The organism is Anaeromyxobacter terrae (assembly GCF_022690685.1).
Taxonomy (GTDB): Bacteria; Myxococcota; Myxococcia; order Myxococcales; family Anaeromyxobacteraceae; genus Anaeromyxobacter; species Anaeromyxobacter terrae.
Map to the genome: position 1 here is coordinate 1 of NZ_JALCYY010000010.1, position 17,356 is coordinate 17,356.

The 17,356-nt window shown below is 74.9% G+C and carries 11 protein-coding genes; 8 read left to right on the forward strand and 3 right to left on the reverse strand.

The genetic code is table 11. The features are described from left to right. From MNY62_RS06290 to MNY62_RS06310, 4 genes are all read left to right on the forward strand, one after another. Positions 1–1,613: hypothetical protein (locus tag MNY62_RS06290; RefSeq protein ID WP_242343261.1), on the forward strand; the 1,613-nt coding region annotated here is incomplete at its 5' end. Between the two features lie 170 nt (positions 1,614–1,783). Continuing rightward, positions 1,784–4,372 (forward strand): S8 family peptidase, encoded by a 2,589-nt coding sequence (locus tag MNY62_RS25545; RefSeq protein ID WP_279426289.1) that lies wholly within the window; start codon positions 1,784–1,786, stop codon positions 4,370–4,372. Positions 4,373–4,660: 288 nt separating this feature from the next. Next, positions 4,661–7,099: a phosphoenolpyruvate synthase gene (gene ppsA / locus MNY62_RS06305; RefSeq protein ID WP_242343262.1), complete on the forward strand. Its 2,439-nt coding sequence runs from the start codon at positions 4,661–4,663 to the stop codon at positions 7,097–7,099. 204 nt (positions 7,100–7,303) lie between these two features. After that, the gene (locus tag MNY62_RS06310) at positions 7,304–8,848 is read left to right on the forward strand and encodes a DUF3943 domain-containing protein (protein WP_242343263.1); all 1,545 of its coding nucleotides are present in this window, start codon (positions 7,304–7,306) and stop codon (positions 8,846–8,848) included. 11 nt (positions 8,849–8,859) lie between these two features. Here MNY62_RS06310 and MNY62_RS06315 read toward each other — a convergent pair whose 3' ends face one another. The 3 genes from MNY62_RS06315 to MNY62_RS06325 form a co-directional block, all read right to left on the reverse strand. Continuing rightward, a complete protein-coding gene (locus tag MNY62_RS06315) occupies positions 8,860–10,440 on the reverse strand; it encodes a glycosyltransferase family 39 protein (protein ID WP_242343264.1) in 1,581 nt (526 codons plus the stop codon). A 116-nt stretch (positions 10,441–10,556) separates the two neighbouring features. Next, the gene (locus MNY62_RS06320) at positions 10,557–11,240 is read right to left on the reverse strand and encodes an Hsp20/alpha crystallin family protein (protein WP_242343265.1); all 684 of its coding nucleotides are present in this window, start codon (positions 11,238–11,240) and stop codon (positions 10,557–10,559) included. 230 nt (positions 11,241–11,470) lie between these two features. After that, positions 11,471–12,820, reverse strand: a complete 1,350-nt coding sequence (locus tag MNY62_RS06325; protein WP_242343266.1) for an MFS transporter — start codon at positions 12,818–12,820, stop codon at positions 11,471–11,473. Here MNY62_RS06325 and MNY62_RS06330 point away from each other — a divergent pair. The 4 genes from MNY62_RS06330 (at position 12,806) to MNY62_RS06345 (ending at position 17,347) form a co-directional block, all read left to right on the forward strand. Next, a complete protein-coding gene (locus MNY62_RS06330) occupies positions 12,806–13,708 on the forward strand; it encodes a LysR substrate-binding domain-containing protein (RefSeq protein WP_242343267.1) in 903 nt (300 codons plus the stop codon). The genes MNY62_RS06325 and MNY62_RS06330 overlap by 15 nt on opposite strands. Positions 13,709–13,794: 86 nt before the next feature. Then, positions 13,795–14,847, forward strand: a complete 1,053-nt coding sequence (locus MNY62_RS06335; RefSeq protein ID WP_242343268.1) for an SMP-30/gluconolactonase/LRE family protein — start codon at positions 13,795–13,797, stop codon at positions 14,845–14,847. 148 nt (positions 14,848–14,995) lie between these two features. Then, positions 14,996–16,624, forward strand: coding sequence for a GMC oxidoreductase (locus tag MNY62_RS06340; RefSeq protein ID WP_242343269.1), 1,629 nt, complete (start codon positions 14,996–14,998; stop codon positions 16,622–16,624). Positions 16,625–17,038: 414 nt separating this feature from the next. After that, a complete protein-coding gene (locus MNY62_RS06345) occupies positions 17,039–17,347 on the forward strand; it encodes a hypothetical protein (RefSeq protein ID WP_242343270.1) in 309 nt (102 codons plus the stop codon). Positions 17,348–17,356 lie beyond the last annotated feature (9 nt).

Consider the following 17,356-nt stretch of genomic DNA (forward strand, 5'->3'; position numbering starts at 1 on the left):
CCGGGGGGCGCGCGGGGACCGGGGCGACCGCCGCCGCGCCGGTGCGCCAGGACCTCGCCGCGGCGCTCGGCAGCGTGTCGCTCGTGGGACGAACGCTGCTCGTCCTCGCGGGCGCGTTCGTCCTGCGCGCGCTCGCCGACGCGGGGACGCTTCCGGCCTCGCTCGGGGTGGCCCTCGGCCTCGCCTACGCCGGGACGTGGCTCGGGATCGCGCTCCGGACGGGCGCGGCCGCGAGCGCGGGGTTCCACGGCGCCGCCGCTGCGCTCGTGGGCTTCCCGCTCCTCTACGAGGCGGCGTCGCGCTTCGGGCTCGTCTCGCCGCCCGCGGCCGCGGCGCTGCTCAGCGCCTTCACGGCGGCGGCGCTCGCCGTCGCGGCGCGGCGCCGGCTCGAGGCGCTCGCGTGGATCGTGACGCTCGGCGGGATCGCGACCGCCGTCGCCCTCGCGGTCGCCACCGGCCGGGTCGGCCCCCCCGCGCTCTTCCTGGTCCTCCTCGGCGTCGCGACGCTGTGGCTGAGCTACGTGCTCGACTGGTTCTCGCTCCGCGCCCTGCCGGCGGTCGCCGCGGACCTCGCCGCGGCGGTGCTCGCGGTCCGGGTGGGCACGGCGCGAGGCGGGGAGGGGGCCCTCGCCGCGTTCGCGGTGCTCACGCCGCTCATGGCGCTCTACCTCGGGACCGTCGCCACCCGCACGCTCCTGCTCCGCCGCGACGTGCTGGCGTTCGAGATCGTCCAGAGCGCGGCGGCGATCGCCGTCGGCCTCGGCGGGGCGGCGTTCGTCGCGAGCCGCTCGGGCGCCGGCGCGTCCGCCATCGGCGCGGCGGTCACGGTGCTCGGGCTCGCCGCCTACGCGGTGGCGTTCGCGTTCCTCGAGCGCCCGCTGGACCGCCGCCGGAACTTCGTCTTCTACACCTCCGCGGCGGCGCTGCTCGTGCTCGCCGGGACGGGCCTCCTCCTCTCCGGGCCCGCCCTGCCCATCGCCTGGATCGCGCTCGCCGTCGCGGCCGGCGCGCTCGGACGGCGACAGGGCCGGCTCACCCTCTCGGCGCACGCGGCGGGGTATGCCGCGGCGGCGGCGATCGCGAGCGGGCTCGTCGCCCACGCGGCCGAGGCGTCGCTCGCGTCGCCGCGCGTCCCGTGGACCCCCGTGACGCCCGCCGCGCTCGTGGTGCTCGCGGGGCTCTGCCTCGTCGCGTGGCTCGGCGCCGAGGGCGGCGCGCGGACCCGTGCCCAGCGCGCGCCGCGGATCCTGCTCCTCGCGATGCTCGCCGCCGGCCTCGCGGGCGTGGCGCTCGGCTGGATCGCCCCGGCCGTCGCGGGGCTTCCCGGCCACGGCGCGGACGCCGGCGAGATCGCGGCGGTCCGCACCGCGCTCCTCGTCTGCGTGACGCTCGGCCTCGCGTCGCTCGGCCGGCTCCCGGCCTGGTCCGACGGAGCCGCGCTCGCGTACCCCGCGCTCGCCGCGCTCGGGCTCAAGATCGTGCTCGAGGATGTCCCCCGCGGGCGGCCGGCGACGCTGCTCGTCGCCTTCGCCTGCTACGGAGCCGCGCTCATCCTGGTGCCGCGCATCCGCCGGCGGCGCACCGAGGCGCCGGCAGCGCGCAGCGCCGCCTGAACGCCCCGCACGGGGTGCGGCGGCCATGCCCACTCCGGGGCTCCCCTTGCTTGCGGCTCCCACTTTCCGTGTAGGCTCATCGGTCTCTTGCTCGGACATCCGGCGCGCAGGTGAGTCCCCGTGTGCCGGGCAGGAGAAGGACGCGGCGAACACGCACCCCGAGGACCGAAATGGCCAGGAAGACCGCTTTGCTGCTCTTGCCCCTGCTGGCGCTCGCACCGCGGGCGCTCGCAGGCGACGTCATTGCCCTCGAGCCGCTCGGCCCCGCTCCTTCCGCGGAGACGGGGGCGCTCGTGGACGAATCCGCGCACCTCTGGTTCGTGGAGCTCGCGAGCCCGCCGACCTCGGAGGGCTCGAGCCTCGCGACGGTGCGCGCCGAGAAGAGCGCGTTCCGCGCGGCCGCCGCGAAGGCGGGCGTCCGCTACTCCGAGCGCTTCTCGTTCGACGCGCTCTGGAATGGCGTCTCGGTCTCGGTGTCACCCGGGCAGCTCGGGCGGCTCGCGCGGATCGCGGGCGTGAAGGCGGTCTATCCGGTCGAGACGATCGCGATGCCGGAGCCCGCCGCCGTCTCCGAGCCGGACCTCGTCACCGCCATCGCGATGACCGGCGCCGACACGGCGCAGGACGAGCTCGGGTTCACCGGGCGCGGCGTGAAGGTCGGCGTCATCGACACCGGCATCGACTACGATCACGTGGACCTGGGCGGCGACGGGGTTCCGCGCGCCAACAGCCCGTTCACCGGCAGCCGCGTCGTCGCCGGCTGGGACTTCGTCGGCGAGGCGTTCAACGCCGATTCGACCTCGCCGACCTACGATCCGGCGCTGGTCCCCGACGCGTACCCGGACGACTGCGCCGGCCACGGCACGCACGTCGCCGGGATCATCGGGGCGAACGGGGGGGCGCGCGGCGTCGCGCCGGACGCGCAGCTCGGCGCCTACCGCGTGTTCGGGTGCGAGGGCTCGACCAGCGCGGACGTGATGATCGCCGCGATGGAGGCAGCGCTCGCCGACGGGATGCAGGTCGTGAACATGAGCATCGGGTCCGCCTACCAGTGGCCGCAGTACCCGACGGCCATGGCAGCGACCCGCCTCGTGAACCGCGGCGTGGTGGTGGTCGCCTCGATCGGGAACAACGGCGCGAACGGGCTGTGGGCCGCGGGCGCCCCGGGGCTCGGCGAGAAGGTCATCGGCGTCGCGTCGTTCGACAACACGCACGCCATGCTGCCCCAGTTCACGATCTCGCCGGACGGCACTGCCATCGGCTACACGAACGCGACGGCCGCTCCGCCGGCGCCGCACGCGGGGACGTTCCCCATGGCGCGCACCGGCACCACGACCTCCACGGCCGACGCCTGCAATCCGCTCGCGCCGGGGAGCCTCGCCGGCAAGGCGGCGCTCGTCCGGCGCGGGACCTGCTCGTTCTACCAGAAGGCCCTGAACGCCCAGAACGCGGGCGCGGTGGCGGTCGTGCTCTACAACAACGCCGCCGGTCGCGTGAGCCCGACCGTCGCGGGGACGTCCGCGATCACGATCCCGGTGGTCGCGGTCTCCGCCGCCGAGGGGGCGATCATCAACTCCAGGCTCGCCGCGGGCTCCGTGGACCTCACCTGGACGGCCGACCTCGGGAGCTTCCCGAACTCCACCGGGAACCTCATCTCCGACTTCAGCTCCTACGGTCTCTCGCCCGACCTCGCCCTGAAGCCCGATCTCGGCGCGCCCGGGGGGTACATCTACTCGACCTACCCGCTGGAGCTCGGCGGCTACGCGAGCCTCAGCGGCACGTCGATGTCGTCGCCGCACGTCGCGGGCGCGGTCGCGCTCCTGCTCGAGGCGCGGCCGAGCACGCCGTCGCAGGCGGTCCGGACGATCCTCCAGAACACCGCCGAGCCGAAGCTCTGGTGGGGGAACCCGGCGCTCGGCTTCCTCGAGACGGTGGGCCGCCAGGGCGCGGGCATGCTCCGGATCGATCGCGCCATCCTCGCCACGACCCGGGTCGAGCCGGCGAAGCTCTCGCTCGGCGAGAGCCAGGCCGGCCCGGTCGCGCGCACGCTCGAGGTGACGAGCTCCGCCGATGCGCCGATCACCTACGCGCTCTCGTTCGTGAACGCGCTCTCGGTGCGGGGGACGTTCACGCAGGGTTTCGCGACGTCGAACGCGAGCGTCTCGTTCGGCGCGGCGACGGTGACGGTCCCCGCGCACGGCAGCGCGACCGTCGACCTCACCGTGACGCCTCCGACCGGGCCGGACCGGGCGCAGTACGGCGGCTACGTGGTGCTCACGCCCGAGGGCGGCGGCGAGGTCTACCGGGTGCCGTTCGCCGGCTTCGTCGGTGACTACCAGTCGATCACCGTCCTCGCGCCGACGAGCGCCGGGTTGCCCGCCCTCGCGCAGCTCGTGGGGTCGAGCTACGAGCTCCGGCGCGACGGCGGCACGTTCACGATGACGGGCGACGACGTCCCGTTCTTCCTCGTTCACCTCGATCACCCCTCGCGCACCCTGCGGCTGGACGTGACCGACGCGGCGAGCGGCAAGGCCTGGCACACCGCGCTCGCCGAGGACTACCTGGCGCGGAACTCGACGAGCACCGGCTTCTTCGCGCTCGCCTGGGACGGCACGACGGCCGCCGGCACGAGGAGCTACACCGTGCCGAACGGCAGCTACCGCGTCACCGTGTCCGTGCTCAAGGCGCTCGGTGATCCGGCGAACCCCGCGGACTGGGAGCGCTGGACGTCGCCGGTGATCACCGTCGCGCGACCGTGATCGCGCGTCCGCTGGGGGCCCGGGCGCGGCGCGCCGGGGCCCGGGGGTTCGCGGGGGGGGCGGGCCGCGCGCGCCGCGCCCCCCCGCGTCTCTGCCCGCGAGAGGACCTGCGTCTTCGGAGGGGATGGGACCGCGCGAGCGACCGGGCGCTCTCTGGCCCCGTGCCCGCCGCCGGACCGCTGCGTCCGAACAGCGCGACCCGCTGGACCCGGCCCGCGTTCCCGCCGCGGCGGTACGGTTCTCCTCGTCGGGTGCCGCCCCCGGCGGCGATCCGGCGGGAGGTGTCGAATGCGCTGGATCCGCGAGCTTTCGCAGGTGGGGCTCGACGACGTCGCGCAGGTCGGCGGCAAGAACGCCTCGAGCGGAGAGCTGCTCCGGGCCCTCGTGCCGCTCGGGATCCGCGTCCCGGGCGGCTTCGCCACGACCGCGGAGGCCTACCGCTCCTTCCTCCGCGCGAGCGCGCTCGAGGAGCCCATCCGCGCGCTGCTCCGGGATCTCCGCAAGGACGACACCGCGGACCTCGAGCGGCGCAGCCGGGAGCTCCGCCGGATCGTCGCGTCCGCGCCGCTCCCGCCGGAGCTGGAGGCGGAGCTCGTGGCCGCGTACCAGGCCCTGTCGCGGAGTCACGGCGAGGCCGCGACGGACGTGGCGGTCCGCTCGTCCGCGACCGCAGAGGACCTCCCCACCGCGAGCTTCGCGGGACAGCACGAGAGCTTCCTCAACGTGCGCGGGGCGGCGTCCGTGCTCCGGGCGGTGCGGGACGCGTACGCGAGCCTCTTCACGCCGCGCGCGATCAGCTACCGCGCCGACATGGGCTTCGACCAGCTCGCCGTGGCGCTCTCGGTGGGCGTCCAGAAGATGGTGCGCTCGGACGTCGGGAGCGCGGGCGTCATCTTCACGCTCGACACGGAGACGGGCCACCGCGGCGTGGTGATCGTGACCTCGAGCTTCGGGCTCGGCGAGAGCGTCGTCCAGGGGCGCGTCGTGCCCGACCAGTTCACCGTGCACAAGCAGGCGCTCCGCCGCGGGTTCCGCCCCATCGTCCGCAAGAAGCTCGGCACGAAGGAGACGTGTGTCGTGTACGGCCCGGGCGGCGACGCCCGCGTCCGGGAGGTCCCGTCCACGCCCGAACAGCGCGCCGGGTTCTCGCTCGAGGACGACGACGTGCTCACCCTCGCGCGCTGGGCGCTCCTCGTCGAGGACCACTACTCGCGCCGGCGGGGCGCAGACACGCCCATGGACATCGAGTGGGCGAAGGACGGCGTCACCGGAGAGCTCTTCGTGGTCCAGGCGCGGCCCGAGACGGTGATGAGCCAGCGGAAGGGGCCGTCGCTGCGGGTGTACCGGCTGCGGCAGGAGGGCGAGGCCGTGACGAGCGGCCTCGCCGTCGGGGAGGCGATCGCGGCCGGCACGGCGCGCGTCGTCCGCGCGGCGTCCGAGCTGCCGCTGTTCCAGCCCGGGGAGATCCTCGTGAGCGTCACGACGGATCCGGACTGGGAGCCGGTGATGAAGCGCGCGGCCGCGATCGTGACCGAGCGCGGCGGGCGCACCTCGCACGCGGCGATCGTCGCCCGCGAGCTCGGGATCCCGGCGATCGTCGGGACCGGCGACGCGACGACCGCGCTCGCGACGGGCGAGCGCTACACCGTCTCGTGCGCGCAGGGCGAGACCGGCGAGGTGTACGCGGGCGAGCTCGCGTTCGACGTGGAGGAGCTCGACCCGGCGCGGCTCGCGCGTCCGCACACGCGCATGATGCTGAACGTGGCGACGCCGGAGAAGGCGTACGGGCTCGCGCTCCTGCCGAACGACGGCGTGGGGCTCGCGCGCATGGAGTTCATCTTTGCGGACTGGGTCGGCATCCATCCGCTCGCGCTGACGCGCTTCGACACGCTCGCGCCCGAGGTCCAGCGCGAGATCGAGGCGCGCACCGCCGGCTACCCGGACAAGCGCGAGTACTTCGTGGACCGGCTCTCGCAGGGCGTCGGCACGCTCGCCGCGGCGTTCTGGCCGAGGCCCGTCATCCTCCGCTTCAGCGACTTCAAGACGAACGAGTACGCGCGCCTCCTCGGGGGCGAGCCGTTCGAGCCGAAGGAGGAGAACCCGATGCTCGGCTGGCGCGGGGCGAGCCGCTACTATCACCCCGAGTACAGGGAGGGCTTCCTCCTCGAGGTCGCCGCGGTGCGCCGCGTGCGCGAGACGTTCGGCCTCCGGAACCTCGCGGTGATGATCCCGTTCTGCCGGACGCCCGCCGAGGGAGCCCAGGTGCTCGAGGCGATGCGGGAGGGCGGCCTCGTCCGCGGCCGGGACGGGCTCGAGGTCTACGTGATGGCGGAGATCCCCTCGAACGCGCTGCTGGCGGCGGACTTCGCCCGGCTGTTCGACGGGTTCTCCATCGGCTCGAACGACCTCACCCAGCTCACGCTCGGCATCGACCGGGACTCGGCGCGGATCGCGCCGCTCTTCGACGAGCGGAGCCCCGCCGTGAAGGCGCTCTGCGCGATGCTCATCGACGTCGCGCACCGGGCGGGCCGCAAGGTGGGCATCTGCGGCCAGGCGCCGTCGGACTACCCGGAGTTCGCCGCGTTCCTCGTGGAGCGCGGCATCGACTCGCTGAGCCTCAACGCGGATGCGATCCTGCGCACCACCCGGCGGGTCCTCGAGGAGGAGCGCCGCCTCGCGTCGCGCGCGGAGGCGGAGGCGTCGTCGGTCGGCGGCTGGCCGTCGTGAGGTACGACGACGCGCGCGCCGGCACCCTCCTGGCGCGCGGCAAGGCGCCGCGCGCGTGAAAATCTGTCCCGAGCGAAGCTCGGGTGAGCTGCCCGGGCGGAGCTCGCTCGAAGGGCGCTCGGATGGATGTCCGGTGTGGTGGATGCCGAGGACGAGGGTGCGGGCGTTGCTTCCAGTTCGCTACGATCCGCCGTGGAAACACCGATGCCCGCTCGTGTGATCTCGCCCGGCAGCCGCGCGTCCCTCCTCGCGCTGGTGGCCCTCGCGGGCTTCGCGCTCGCACCGCCCGCGAGCGCGGACGCGCCCACTGCGCCGCGCGAGACGAGCGGGGCGGACCCGAGCGATGGGAGAGGCTCCTGCGAGCCCGCCGGAGCGAAGCCCGCGGCGAGCGCGGCCGCCGGCGGGGGCGGCGGGGGCGAGGCCGGTGGCTCCGAGGACAGCGCGGCGCCGGGGGTGGCCGGCGTCTCGGACCTCACGTTCCGACCGCCGCAGCGGCGCGGAATCCTGCCGAGAGGGCACCTCGTCCCCGTCATCGAGACGGGCCTCATCACTGCCGTGATGGCCGGCTGGAACGTCTCCATCGGAGGGGCGCCCTGGGCACGCGTGAACCTGGACACCATCGGGCACAACCTGCGGAGCACCTGGGTGCTGGACGAGGATCGCTTCTGGATCAACCAGGTCGGCCACCCGTTCCAGGGCATCTTCCCGTACAGCGCGGCGCGCTCGTCCGGCCTGGGGTTCTGGGCGTCGACCCCGTACCCGTTCGCCGCGAGCGCGATCTGGGAGATCGTCGGCGAGACCACGCTCCCGTCGGTGAACGACCAGATCACGACGACGCTCGCCGGGGTCGTCCTCGGGGAGACGTTCCACCGGGTCTCGGGCATGATCCTCGACGGGCCGCGCAGCGGCTGGCGCCTCGCGGCCGCGACGATCTTCGCGCCGATCGAATCGATGAACCGGGCCCTCGTCGCCACCGAGCCCCCCGCGCCGACGCCGCCCTCGCGCGTGCAGGTCCGCGCCGGCGCCCTGTCGTTCGACCCGAACGTCCGAACCGCCGGGAACGAGGGGGTCGTCCCGGAGCTCGGCGTGCGACTCAGCTACGGCCTGCCCGGCGATCCGCGCTTCCGGTTCGAGCGGCCGTTCGATCACCTGGACCTCGAGTCCACCTACTCGACGGAGAAGGACCCCATCGCGACGCTCTTCGCGCGCGGCGTGCTGGTGGGGCGGACGTTCGAGGGGGAGCGGGTGCGCGGTCTCGCCGGCGTCGGGCTGCAGTTCGACTTCTCGGCGCTCCGCCGTCACAGCGTCTCGACGAGCGCGGTCGGCCTCTCCGCGGAGGGGCGCTGGGAGGTGTCGCCGCGGGTCGCGCTCGAAGGCGCCGCGACCGCCTCGGCGGTGGTCCTCGGCGCCGCGGGCTACCTCGGTGGCCGCCCGGAGCACGACCGCAGCTATCGGATGGGCCCTGGCGGCCAGGCGCACCTCGATCTGCGGCTCGTCGCGCTCGATCGGATCGCCGCCCGGCTCATCGCTCGCCAGTACCTCATCGCCGGCCTGGGTTCACTGCCCGGCTACGAGCGCGTCTCGAACCTCTCCGGCTCGCTCGAGCTGCGGGTCGTCGGGCCGCACGCGCTCGGCGTGGAGGGGCTCCTCGCGCACCACTCCGGCGATGCGGCTGCGGGCGCGCCGGCGCGCTCCGAGACGGGCACGGAGCTCCGCGCGTACTACGCCTTCACGGCCGGGCAGCGCTGACCTCGCGCCGTTCAGGGCTGGTACGCGAAGCACCGCCAGAAGAAGAAGCGTCGGACCGTCCTGCCGTGCCGCACGATCGGGAGCTCGCCCGCGGGCTCGCAGCGCTGGAACGGGTACTCGTCGGGCGCCCGGAACGCGAGGTCGTCGCAGAAGTAGATCGCGTCGCGGCCGCGGAGCGCCTCGGGCGAGGTCCACTCGTCGTACTGATCGCGCCGGCCGCCGAGGCGGGTCACCTCGAGGTCGTCGCCGCCGTAGAAGGCGGCGAGCGCGGAGAGCTGGAGCCGTCGCGAGAACACGAACGGCCGCTCGCCGAGGCCGGAGGCCTCGAGCGCGCGCAGACGGGCGCCGACCTCGTCCCAGCCGACGAGGTCCGTCGCGAAGTCGAGCCGCGGCGGGAGCGGCAGCGCGAGCGACACCGCCTGGACGTAGAACAGGAGGGAGAGGGCGATGCCGAGCCCCGCGGGCGCGAGCCGGACGAGCCTCGACCGGCTCCGGAGCAGCGCTGCCGACGCCGGGATCATGAGGGTCAGGAAGGCAGGGCCGAACCAGTTCGGGTTCACGTAGGTGAAGAGCGAGGCCGCAGAGAAGACGGCGAGGGACGCCGCGGCGCACCCGAAGACGAGCGCGTCCGCCGGGCTCCCCGCGCGCGCTGCGCGTGCGCTCCGCGCGAGCCCCACGAGGCACGCCGCCCAGACGAGCGGCGACAGGCTCTGCTGCGCGACGAGGAAGCGCGGCACCGTCCTCCACGGGCGGAAGGCGCCGCCATGGCGGTCCACGAGCTGGAACACGAACGACTCCCACCCGTGCCGCGCGTTCCACAGCACGACGGGCGCGAACACGAGCGCCGCGATCGCGAGCGCCAGGTACGGCTCCTTGCGCCGCAGCCACGCCCGGTGAGGCGAGAGGAGCAGGAAGAGGAGGATCCCCGGGAGGAGGAGGACGTTGGTGTACTTGGACAGGAGCCCGAGCCCGGCCGCGAGGCCGGCCGCGTACCACAGGCGCGGCGCGCCGTTCACCGCGCGCCAGACGAGCCAGGCGGTGAGGATCCAGAAGAGCGTCGCGGGCGCGTCCGGCGTGGTGAACACGGCGCCGAGCCCGAAGAGCGGCGCCGCGTTGCAGAGGAGGACCGCTCCCCACGCGACGTCGCGCCGCCCGGGGAGCAGGTCGAGCGACAGCCGGAGGAGGACCAGCGAGGTGGCGGCGGTGAAGAGGAGCGCGGGGAGGTGGACGGCGAGCTGCGTCCGTCCGACGAGGCGCGTCGTCGCGGCCAGGATCCACGCGACGAGGGGCGGGTGATCGTAGTAGCTCGCGGCGAGCCGGCGCGACCACTCCCAGTAATACGCCTCGTCGTTGAACAGCCCGAGCCAAGGGAGGATCGCGAAGCGGGCGAGGAAGAGGAGCGCGACGGCCGCGGCAGCGAGCAGGTGCGGGCGCGCGGGCGCGGGCGCGGGCGCTCGAGCGGGCTCGGTCCCCGGCCGCGCGGGCGCAGCCGGGGACGGCGCGGCGAGGGGGCTCCCGCCCGTGTCGGCGCGGGCGGGGAGCGGAGCGCGCGCGCGTGAGGCAGGCGTCGACGTGGACGGTGAGTGTTCCATCAGCCCGCGAGCGTAGCGCGCCGCGACCGGTCCGTTGCCCGCGTCAGGCGCGGCTCACCGGGGGTGGCCCGATGGGCCTCAGCGCGCGCAAAGGCGCGCGTGGCGAGGCGCCGCAGTCAGTGAACGCTCTTCCCCTCGGCGCCTCCCCGGATCTCGATGCGCTTGCCCTGAGCGCGTTCCTTCGGCAGAGGCAGCGAGACCTCGAGCACCCCGTTCTCGAACCGGGCTTCGGCCTGCTCGGGATCCACGCCCTCGGGGAGCGGGATGGCACGCCGGAACGAGCCGTAGCTGCGCTCGGAGCGGTAGAACCCCGCGCCTTCCTCCTTCTGCTCGCGCCGGCGCTCGCCCTCGATGACGAGCGCGTCATCCCTCACCTCGACGCGGAGGTCGTCCCTGGAGAGGCCCGGCAGGTCGGCCCGGACGACGAGCTGGCCCTCGCGCTCGAGAACGTCGATCTGCGGGGTCCAGAGCGCGCCGCGGGAGAGCGCCTCGCCCGGAAGCTCACCCCGTGGCATGAGACCGCCCATCCCGAACCCGACCTCCTCGAACATGCGATCGAAGTCGTCCATCATCCGGCGCATCAGCGAGAACGGGCTCATCGTGAAGATGTCGGAGCCCCGCATCATCGGCGCGCGCGCCTCCCGGCGGGAGAGGCCACCGCCCGCCCGCCGCTCCTCGCCGCGCTCCATCCCCTGCTGCTTCGGCGTCTCGCCCGCCCTCGCCGCGCGCTGCTCGCCCCCCGCCGCCTGCTGCCCCTGCGTCTTCTTCTGCTCCGCTCCGGCTGGATTCTCGATCGCCATGACCGCTCCTTCCGGACTCGCGTCCGGCATGGGTTCCGCGGCGTGTCGGGCACGCCCGCGTGGATGGGGTCGGGTCGACGGTGGTGATCGGGAGTCCGGGCCGCAAAGCCCCTCGCGCATACGCCTGCGCGTCGCGGGCGCGGCCGGAGCGCCGCCTGGTGAGCGGGCGGATGCCGCGCCACGCGGGCGCACCTCTCTCCGGCTGGAGGCGTGAGCGAAGAGGCGCGGCGTCAGGCCGCCGCGGCCGAGAGGTCCACGCCCGCGGCGGGGCGGCGCCAGAAGCGCAGCGCGAGCGCGAGCGACGCGAGCTGCACGGCGGCGACCAGCGCCACGCAGGCGGGCCAGCCGCCCGCGTGCCACGCGAGCGCGGGGAGGGCGCCGCCCGCGCTGCCGCCGAGGTAGTAGCAGGAGACGTACACGCCCGACGCGGCGGAGCGCACCTCGGCGGGAGCCGTCGCCTGGAGGTGGCTCGTCGAGGCGGACTGGCTCACGAACGCGGCGGAGCAGGAGAGGGCGAGGCCGAGCCCGATCACCCAGAGTGAGTGGACCAGCGTGAGCCCACCACCCGCCAGCGCGCCCACGAGCGCCGCGGCGAGGCCGGCGCGCGGGCCGACCCGGTCGATCCAGCGACCCGCGAAGGGGACCACGAGCGCGCCGACGAGGTAGACGGAGAACATCCAGCTGAGCGGGCCGGCCCCGAGCCGGAAGGGCGGCTCGGAGAGGTAGAGGGTCACGTACGTGAAGGTCGCGACGAGCGTGAAGAGCACGTTGAAGCCGACCGCGAACGTCGCGAGCAGGCGCGGATCGTCGAGGTGGCCGGCGAGGGCGCGGAGCCCCGCGAGCGGCGAGCCGCGCCGCGCGGCCGGGCGGCGGTCTCGGGGGAGGCCGCGCGCGACGGCGAGCGCGCCCGCGAGCGTGAGCGCGCCGAGCGCGACGAACGCAGCGCGCCAGCCGGCGCGCTCGGCGACGAGCGCCGCGACCACGCGGCCGAGGAACCCGCCCACGACGTTGCCGCTCACGACGATCGCCATCGCCCGGCCCAGGCCGCCCTCCGCCCACTCCGCCGCGACGTACGAGATCGAGACGGCGTAGACGCCGGGGACGGCGAGGCCCTGCGCGAACCGCCACGCGAGGAGGGAGCGCAGGCCGGGAGCGGTCGCGGCGAGCAGGGTGGGCACGGACAGCGCGAAGAGGGACCCCACGATGAGCCGGCGCCGGCCCACGCGCTCCGCGAGCGCGCCGACGAACGGCGACGCGAGCGCGATGGCGATGGGTGGAGCGCTCACCGTCAGCGCCGCCGACGCCTCGGAGACGCCGAAGGCTCCGCCGAGGAGCGGCAGGAGCGGCTGCGTCGCGTAGACGTTCAGGAACGCGCAGATCCCGGCGAGGGCGAGCGAGAGGAGGGCGGCGACGGCTCCGGGCGGCGAGGCCGGCCCGGGAGCGTCGGGCGTGGGAGGACGGGAGGGCATCGCGTGGCCGGGCGCGGCCCGGGACGCGGGAACTTGCCGCCGCGGCGACGAGACGTCCAATATATCCTTCGTCGCGAACGATACGCTGGAGATCTCGTGGAGCTCAGGCACCTCCGCTACTTCGTGGCCGTCGCCGAGGAGCTTCACTTCGGCCGCGCCGCGGCGCGGCTGCACATCTCGCAGCCGCCGCTCAGCCAGCAGATCCAGCAGCTCGAGCGCGAGCTCGGCTTCGAGCTGTTCCTGCGGACGAACCGGCGGGTCCGGCTCACGGAGGCAGGCCGGACCTTCCTGCCGGACGCGAGGCGGATCCTCGAGCGGGTCTCCCAGGCGGCGGAGTCGGCGCGGCGCGTGGCGCGCGGGGAGGTGGGGGCGCTCGCGGTGGGGTTCGTCGCCTCCGCCACCTACGCGCTGCTCCCCCGCCTCGTCCGGACGTTCCGGCAGCGCCACCCGGAGGTCGCCCTCACGCTCGGCGAGCTCTCCACCGCCGAGCAGGTGGTGGCGCTCCGGAGCGGGGCCATCCAGCTCGGCCTCGCCCGGCCTCCGGTCGGCGACGAGACGCTCCGGGTGGACCCCCTCGCGGAGGAGCCGCTCGTCGTGGCGCTCGCGGCGCGCCACCCCCTCGCCGCCCGCCGCGCCCTCACGCTGCGCGCGCTCGCGGAGGAGCCGTTCGTGCTGTTCCCGCGCCAGCCGCGACCGGGCTGGGCGGACGAGGTCGTGGCCGCCTGCCGCGCGGCGGGGTTCCGGCCCCTCGTCGCGCAGGAGACGCTCGAGCTCTCGACCACCATCGCCCTCGTCGCTGCGGGCATCGGCATCACGCTCGTCCCCGCGTCGGCGCAGACGGTCCGTCTCCCCGGCGTGGTCTACCGGCCGCTGCGGAGCCCCGCCCCGCGCACGCGCCTCGTCGCGATCCACCGGTCCGAGGACCCGCGCCCGGTGGTGCAGCGCTTCCTCGCGGTGGCGCGCGAGGTGCTCGCCGCGGGGGCGGGCGGGCGCGGTTGAGGCCTCCGTCCATGGGGACCCACGAGGACCGCGCCGTCCACGCCGATGCCCTGCATATGGCTCCCGGATTCCAGGGGGGGAGAGCCATGTCGCGAACCCACGTCGTCGCCGTCCTGATGCTCGCAGCGCTGACGGCGCTGCCTTCTCCTGCCGGCGCGTGGACCCGGCGCCAGGCGAGGACCTTCGCGACGCTGCCGGAGGGAGCGACCGCGCCGGAGGGGCTCGAGGTCGACGCGGCGGGCAACGTGTACGCGACGGAGTTCGGCTTCACGAACGGGGGGCCCGTGGAGGGCCCGGGCCAGCTCGACGTGTTCACCTCGTCGGGCAAGCTCATGCGGCGGGTCCCCGTCGCCGGATCGAGCGCCCACCTCCTCGCCCTCGCCTTCCACCCCGCGACCCGCGCGCTCCTCGTCGTGGACTTCGGCGGCGCGCGGGTGCTCGCGGTCGATCCCGAGACCGGCGCCTCGACGCCCTTCCTGACGCTCCCCCAGACCCTGCCGCATCCGGAGCTCGGGGGCGCGGGCCTCAACGACGTGACGTTCGATCGCGCCGGGAACGTCTACGTCTCCGACTCGTTCCAGGGCGTCGTCTGGAGGACGGGGCCCGACGGCGGAGTCGCCTCCGTCTGGGTGGACGATCCGCTGCTCCGGACGACGGGCGTCCCTCCGTTCGGCGCGAACGGGCTCCGCTTCGATCGCGACGAGGCGGCGCTGTACGTCGCGAACACGGGCGGCGACATGGTGGTGAAGGTCCCGGTCACGGGAGGGGCGGCGGGGACGCCCGAGGTGTTCGTCACGGGCATCAACGGCGCGGACGGGCTCCTCGTCGACCGCGACGGCAACCTGTGGGTCGTGGCGAACCAGGCGGACGAGATCGTCGTCGTCGATCCGGGCGGGCGCGCGATCGCCAAGCTCGGCGACTTCGATGGGATCGGGGAGAAGGGCGCGCCGGTGGGCTTGCTCTTCCCCGCGAGCCTGCGCTTCAGCGGCGACTCGCTGCTCGTCACGAACCTCGCGCTCGACCTGCGCCTCTTCAATCCGGCCTTCGCGTCCGTCGACTCACCGTGGACGGCGGAGGTGACGCGGAGCACGATCGCGAGGCTGCCTGCGCGGATTCCGCCGATCCGGTCGCGGGAGTAGGGCGCGCGGATACGGGGAGGGCGCCGCGTCCCTGGCGGACGGGCGAGTGATCGCGCGAGCCTCGGCTCGGGAGGCGAGGGGCGCACGGTGCCCGGGCGGGCGGGGCTCCGCTCGCGCGCGGCCCGCCCGCTCTGGCAGACTGAGGCCCGTGCCCGACGCGCTCGACTACGACTACGACTACATCGTCATCGGCTCCGGCTTCGGCGGCGCGGTCTCCGCGCTGCGGCTCAGCGAGAAGGGCTACCGCGTCGCGGTGCTCGAGATGGGGAAGCGCTGGGGGCCGGACGACTTCGCGGCGACGAACTGGAACGTCCGCAAGTCCCTCTGGATGCCGAGGCTGCTCTGCTACGGGATCCAGCAGATCTCGGTCCTGAAGCACGTGCTCGTGCTGCACGGCGCGGGCGTCGGCGGCGGCAGCCTCGTCTACGCGAACACGCTGCTCGTACCGCCGGCGCGCGCGTTCGAGGACCCGCGCTGGCCCGCGGGAGAGGCCTGGGCCGAGAAGCTGGCGCCGCACTACGCCACCGCGCGCTTCATGCTCGGCGCGACGCCCGCGCCGGAGACGTTCCCCGCCGACGAGCTCCTGCGGCAGGCGGTGGAGGAGGAGACGGGGCGCGGGAGCACGTTCACGCGCCACACCGTGGGCGTGTACTTCGGCGAGGCGGGCCGGACGGATCCGGATCCGTTCTTTGGCGGGGAGGGGCCGGCGCGCACCGGCTGCATCCTGTGCGGCGGCTGCATGACGGGCTGCAAGCACGGCGCGAAGAACACGCTCGACCGGAACTACCTCTTCCTCGCCGAGCGGCGCGGCTGCGTCATCCACCCCGAGACGAAGGTCCTGGACGTCCGGCCGAGGCCGGGCGGAGGCTACGAGGTCCGCACCGCCCGCTCCACGCGCCCGCTCTCGCGGCGGACGCGGTCGCTCCACGCGCGCGGGGTGGTGTTCGCGGCCGGAGCGCTCGGCACGGTGAACCTGCTCCTGCGCTGCAAGGAGCGCGGCAGCCTCCCGCGCCTCGGCGATCCGCTCGGCGACTACGTGCGGACGAACAGCGAGGCGCTCCTCGCGGTGACGGCGCGGCGGGACGACGTCGACTACAGCCGCGGGATCGCCATCACCTCGGGGATCGACGCGGACCAGGACACCCACGTCGAGATCGTCCGGTACGGCGAGGGCCACGACGCGATGGCGCTCCTGTCGACGCACCTCACCGGCGCAGGGCCGCCGTGGCCGCGCTGGCTGCGGTGGCTCGGGAACGCCATTCGCCACCCGCTCGACTTCCTGCGCGCGCACTGGCCGTTCGGCTGGGCGCGGCGCACCGCGGTCCTGCTCGTGATGCAGCCGCTCGCGAGCCACATGCGGCTGCGGCTCGGACGCCGGCCGTGGGGGCGGGCGCTCTCGAGCGAGCTCGCGGACGGGCAGGCGCGGCCGCCGACGTACATGCCCCTCGCGAACGCCCTCGCCGAGCGGATGGCGCGAAAGATGGGCGGCGTGGCGCAGAGCGGCCTCCACGAGGTGTTCCTCGGCGCCTCCAGCACGGCGCACATCCTCGGGGGCGCGACGATGGGCGCCACGCCCGCGGAGGGGGTGTGCGATCGGGCGGGCCGGATCTTCGGCTACGAGGACCTGTACGTCGCGGACGGAAGCCTCGTCCCCGCGAACCTCGGCGTGAACCCGTCGCTCACCATCACCGCGCTCGCCGAGCACGTGATGAGCGGGATCCCCGTGAACCCGGAGGGCACGTCGAAGCCGGCGCCGCGCGGTCCACACGCGAGCTGAGGGGCGGGGAGGAGCGGGGGAAGCCTCGACCTCGACCCGATCCCGCTCGTGGTTCGACAGTGAGCGGCCGGTAGAGTCGGCTCGCCCTGAGCCTGAAGGGCGAGCGGTCCCGAGCCCGAGCCCGAGCCCGACCTCGACCCGACCTCGACCTCGACCTCGTCGCTCGCCGCAGAGCCCCAATCCCTCCCCGCCCGCAGCGCGCCGCCCCATGTGGCGGGACCTCGCGCCCGCAGGCGGGCCACTGGACGCGGTAGGCACCGCCCCGACCCACGGATCGCAATGCAACGCGGTCGGCCGCAGCGCCCTCGCCCATGTGCAGCCAACGCTCGCAGCCCCGCGTTGCCGGCGGCGTCTGCGGACGGCACCGCCCCCCGTACCTTGTCCCCGTCCATCGTGGCCCGCCGAGGACGTGAGGTGCCGCCCCAGGCGGCGCGCCACGGTGACCTCGCCCACGGCGATGTCGGCCAGAGCGACCCCGCCCCCGACCTCGCCGCGGACCTCGACCTCGACCTCGACCTCGACCCCGACCCCGACCCCGACCCCGACCTCGACCTCGACCTCGACCTCGACCTCGACCTCGACCCCGACCCCGACCTCGACCCCGACCCCGACCTCGACCTCGACCTCGACCTCGACCTCCACGCCCCCCCGGGCGTAGAGGTCCCGCCCGGCGGCCCTCCCGCCCAGGCGCCGTGCAAGGGCCGCGATCGAGGTCCGTGCTAGCCTGGCGGC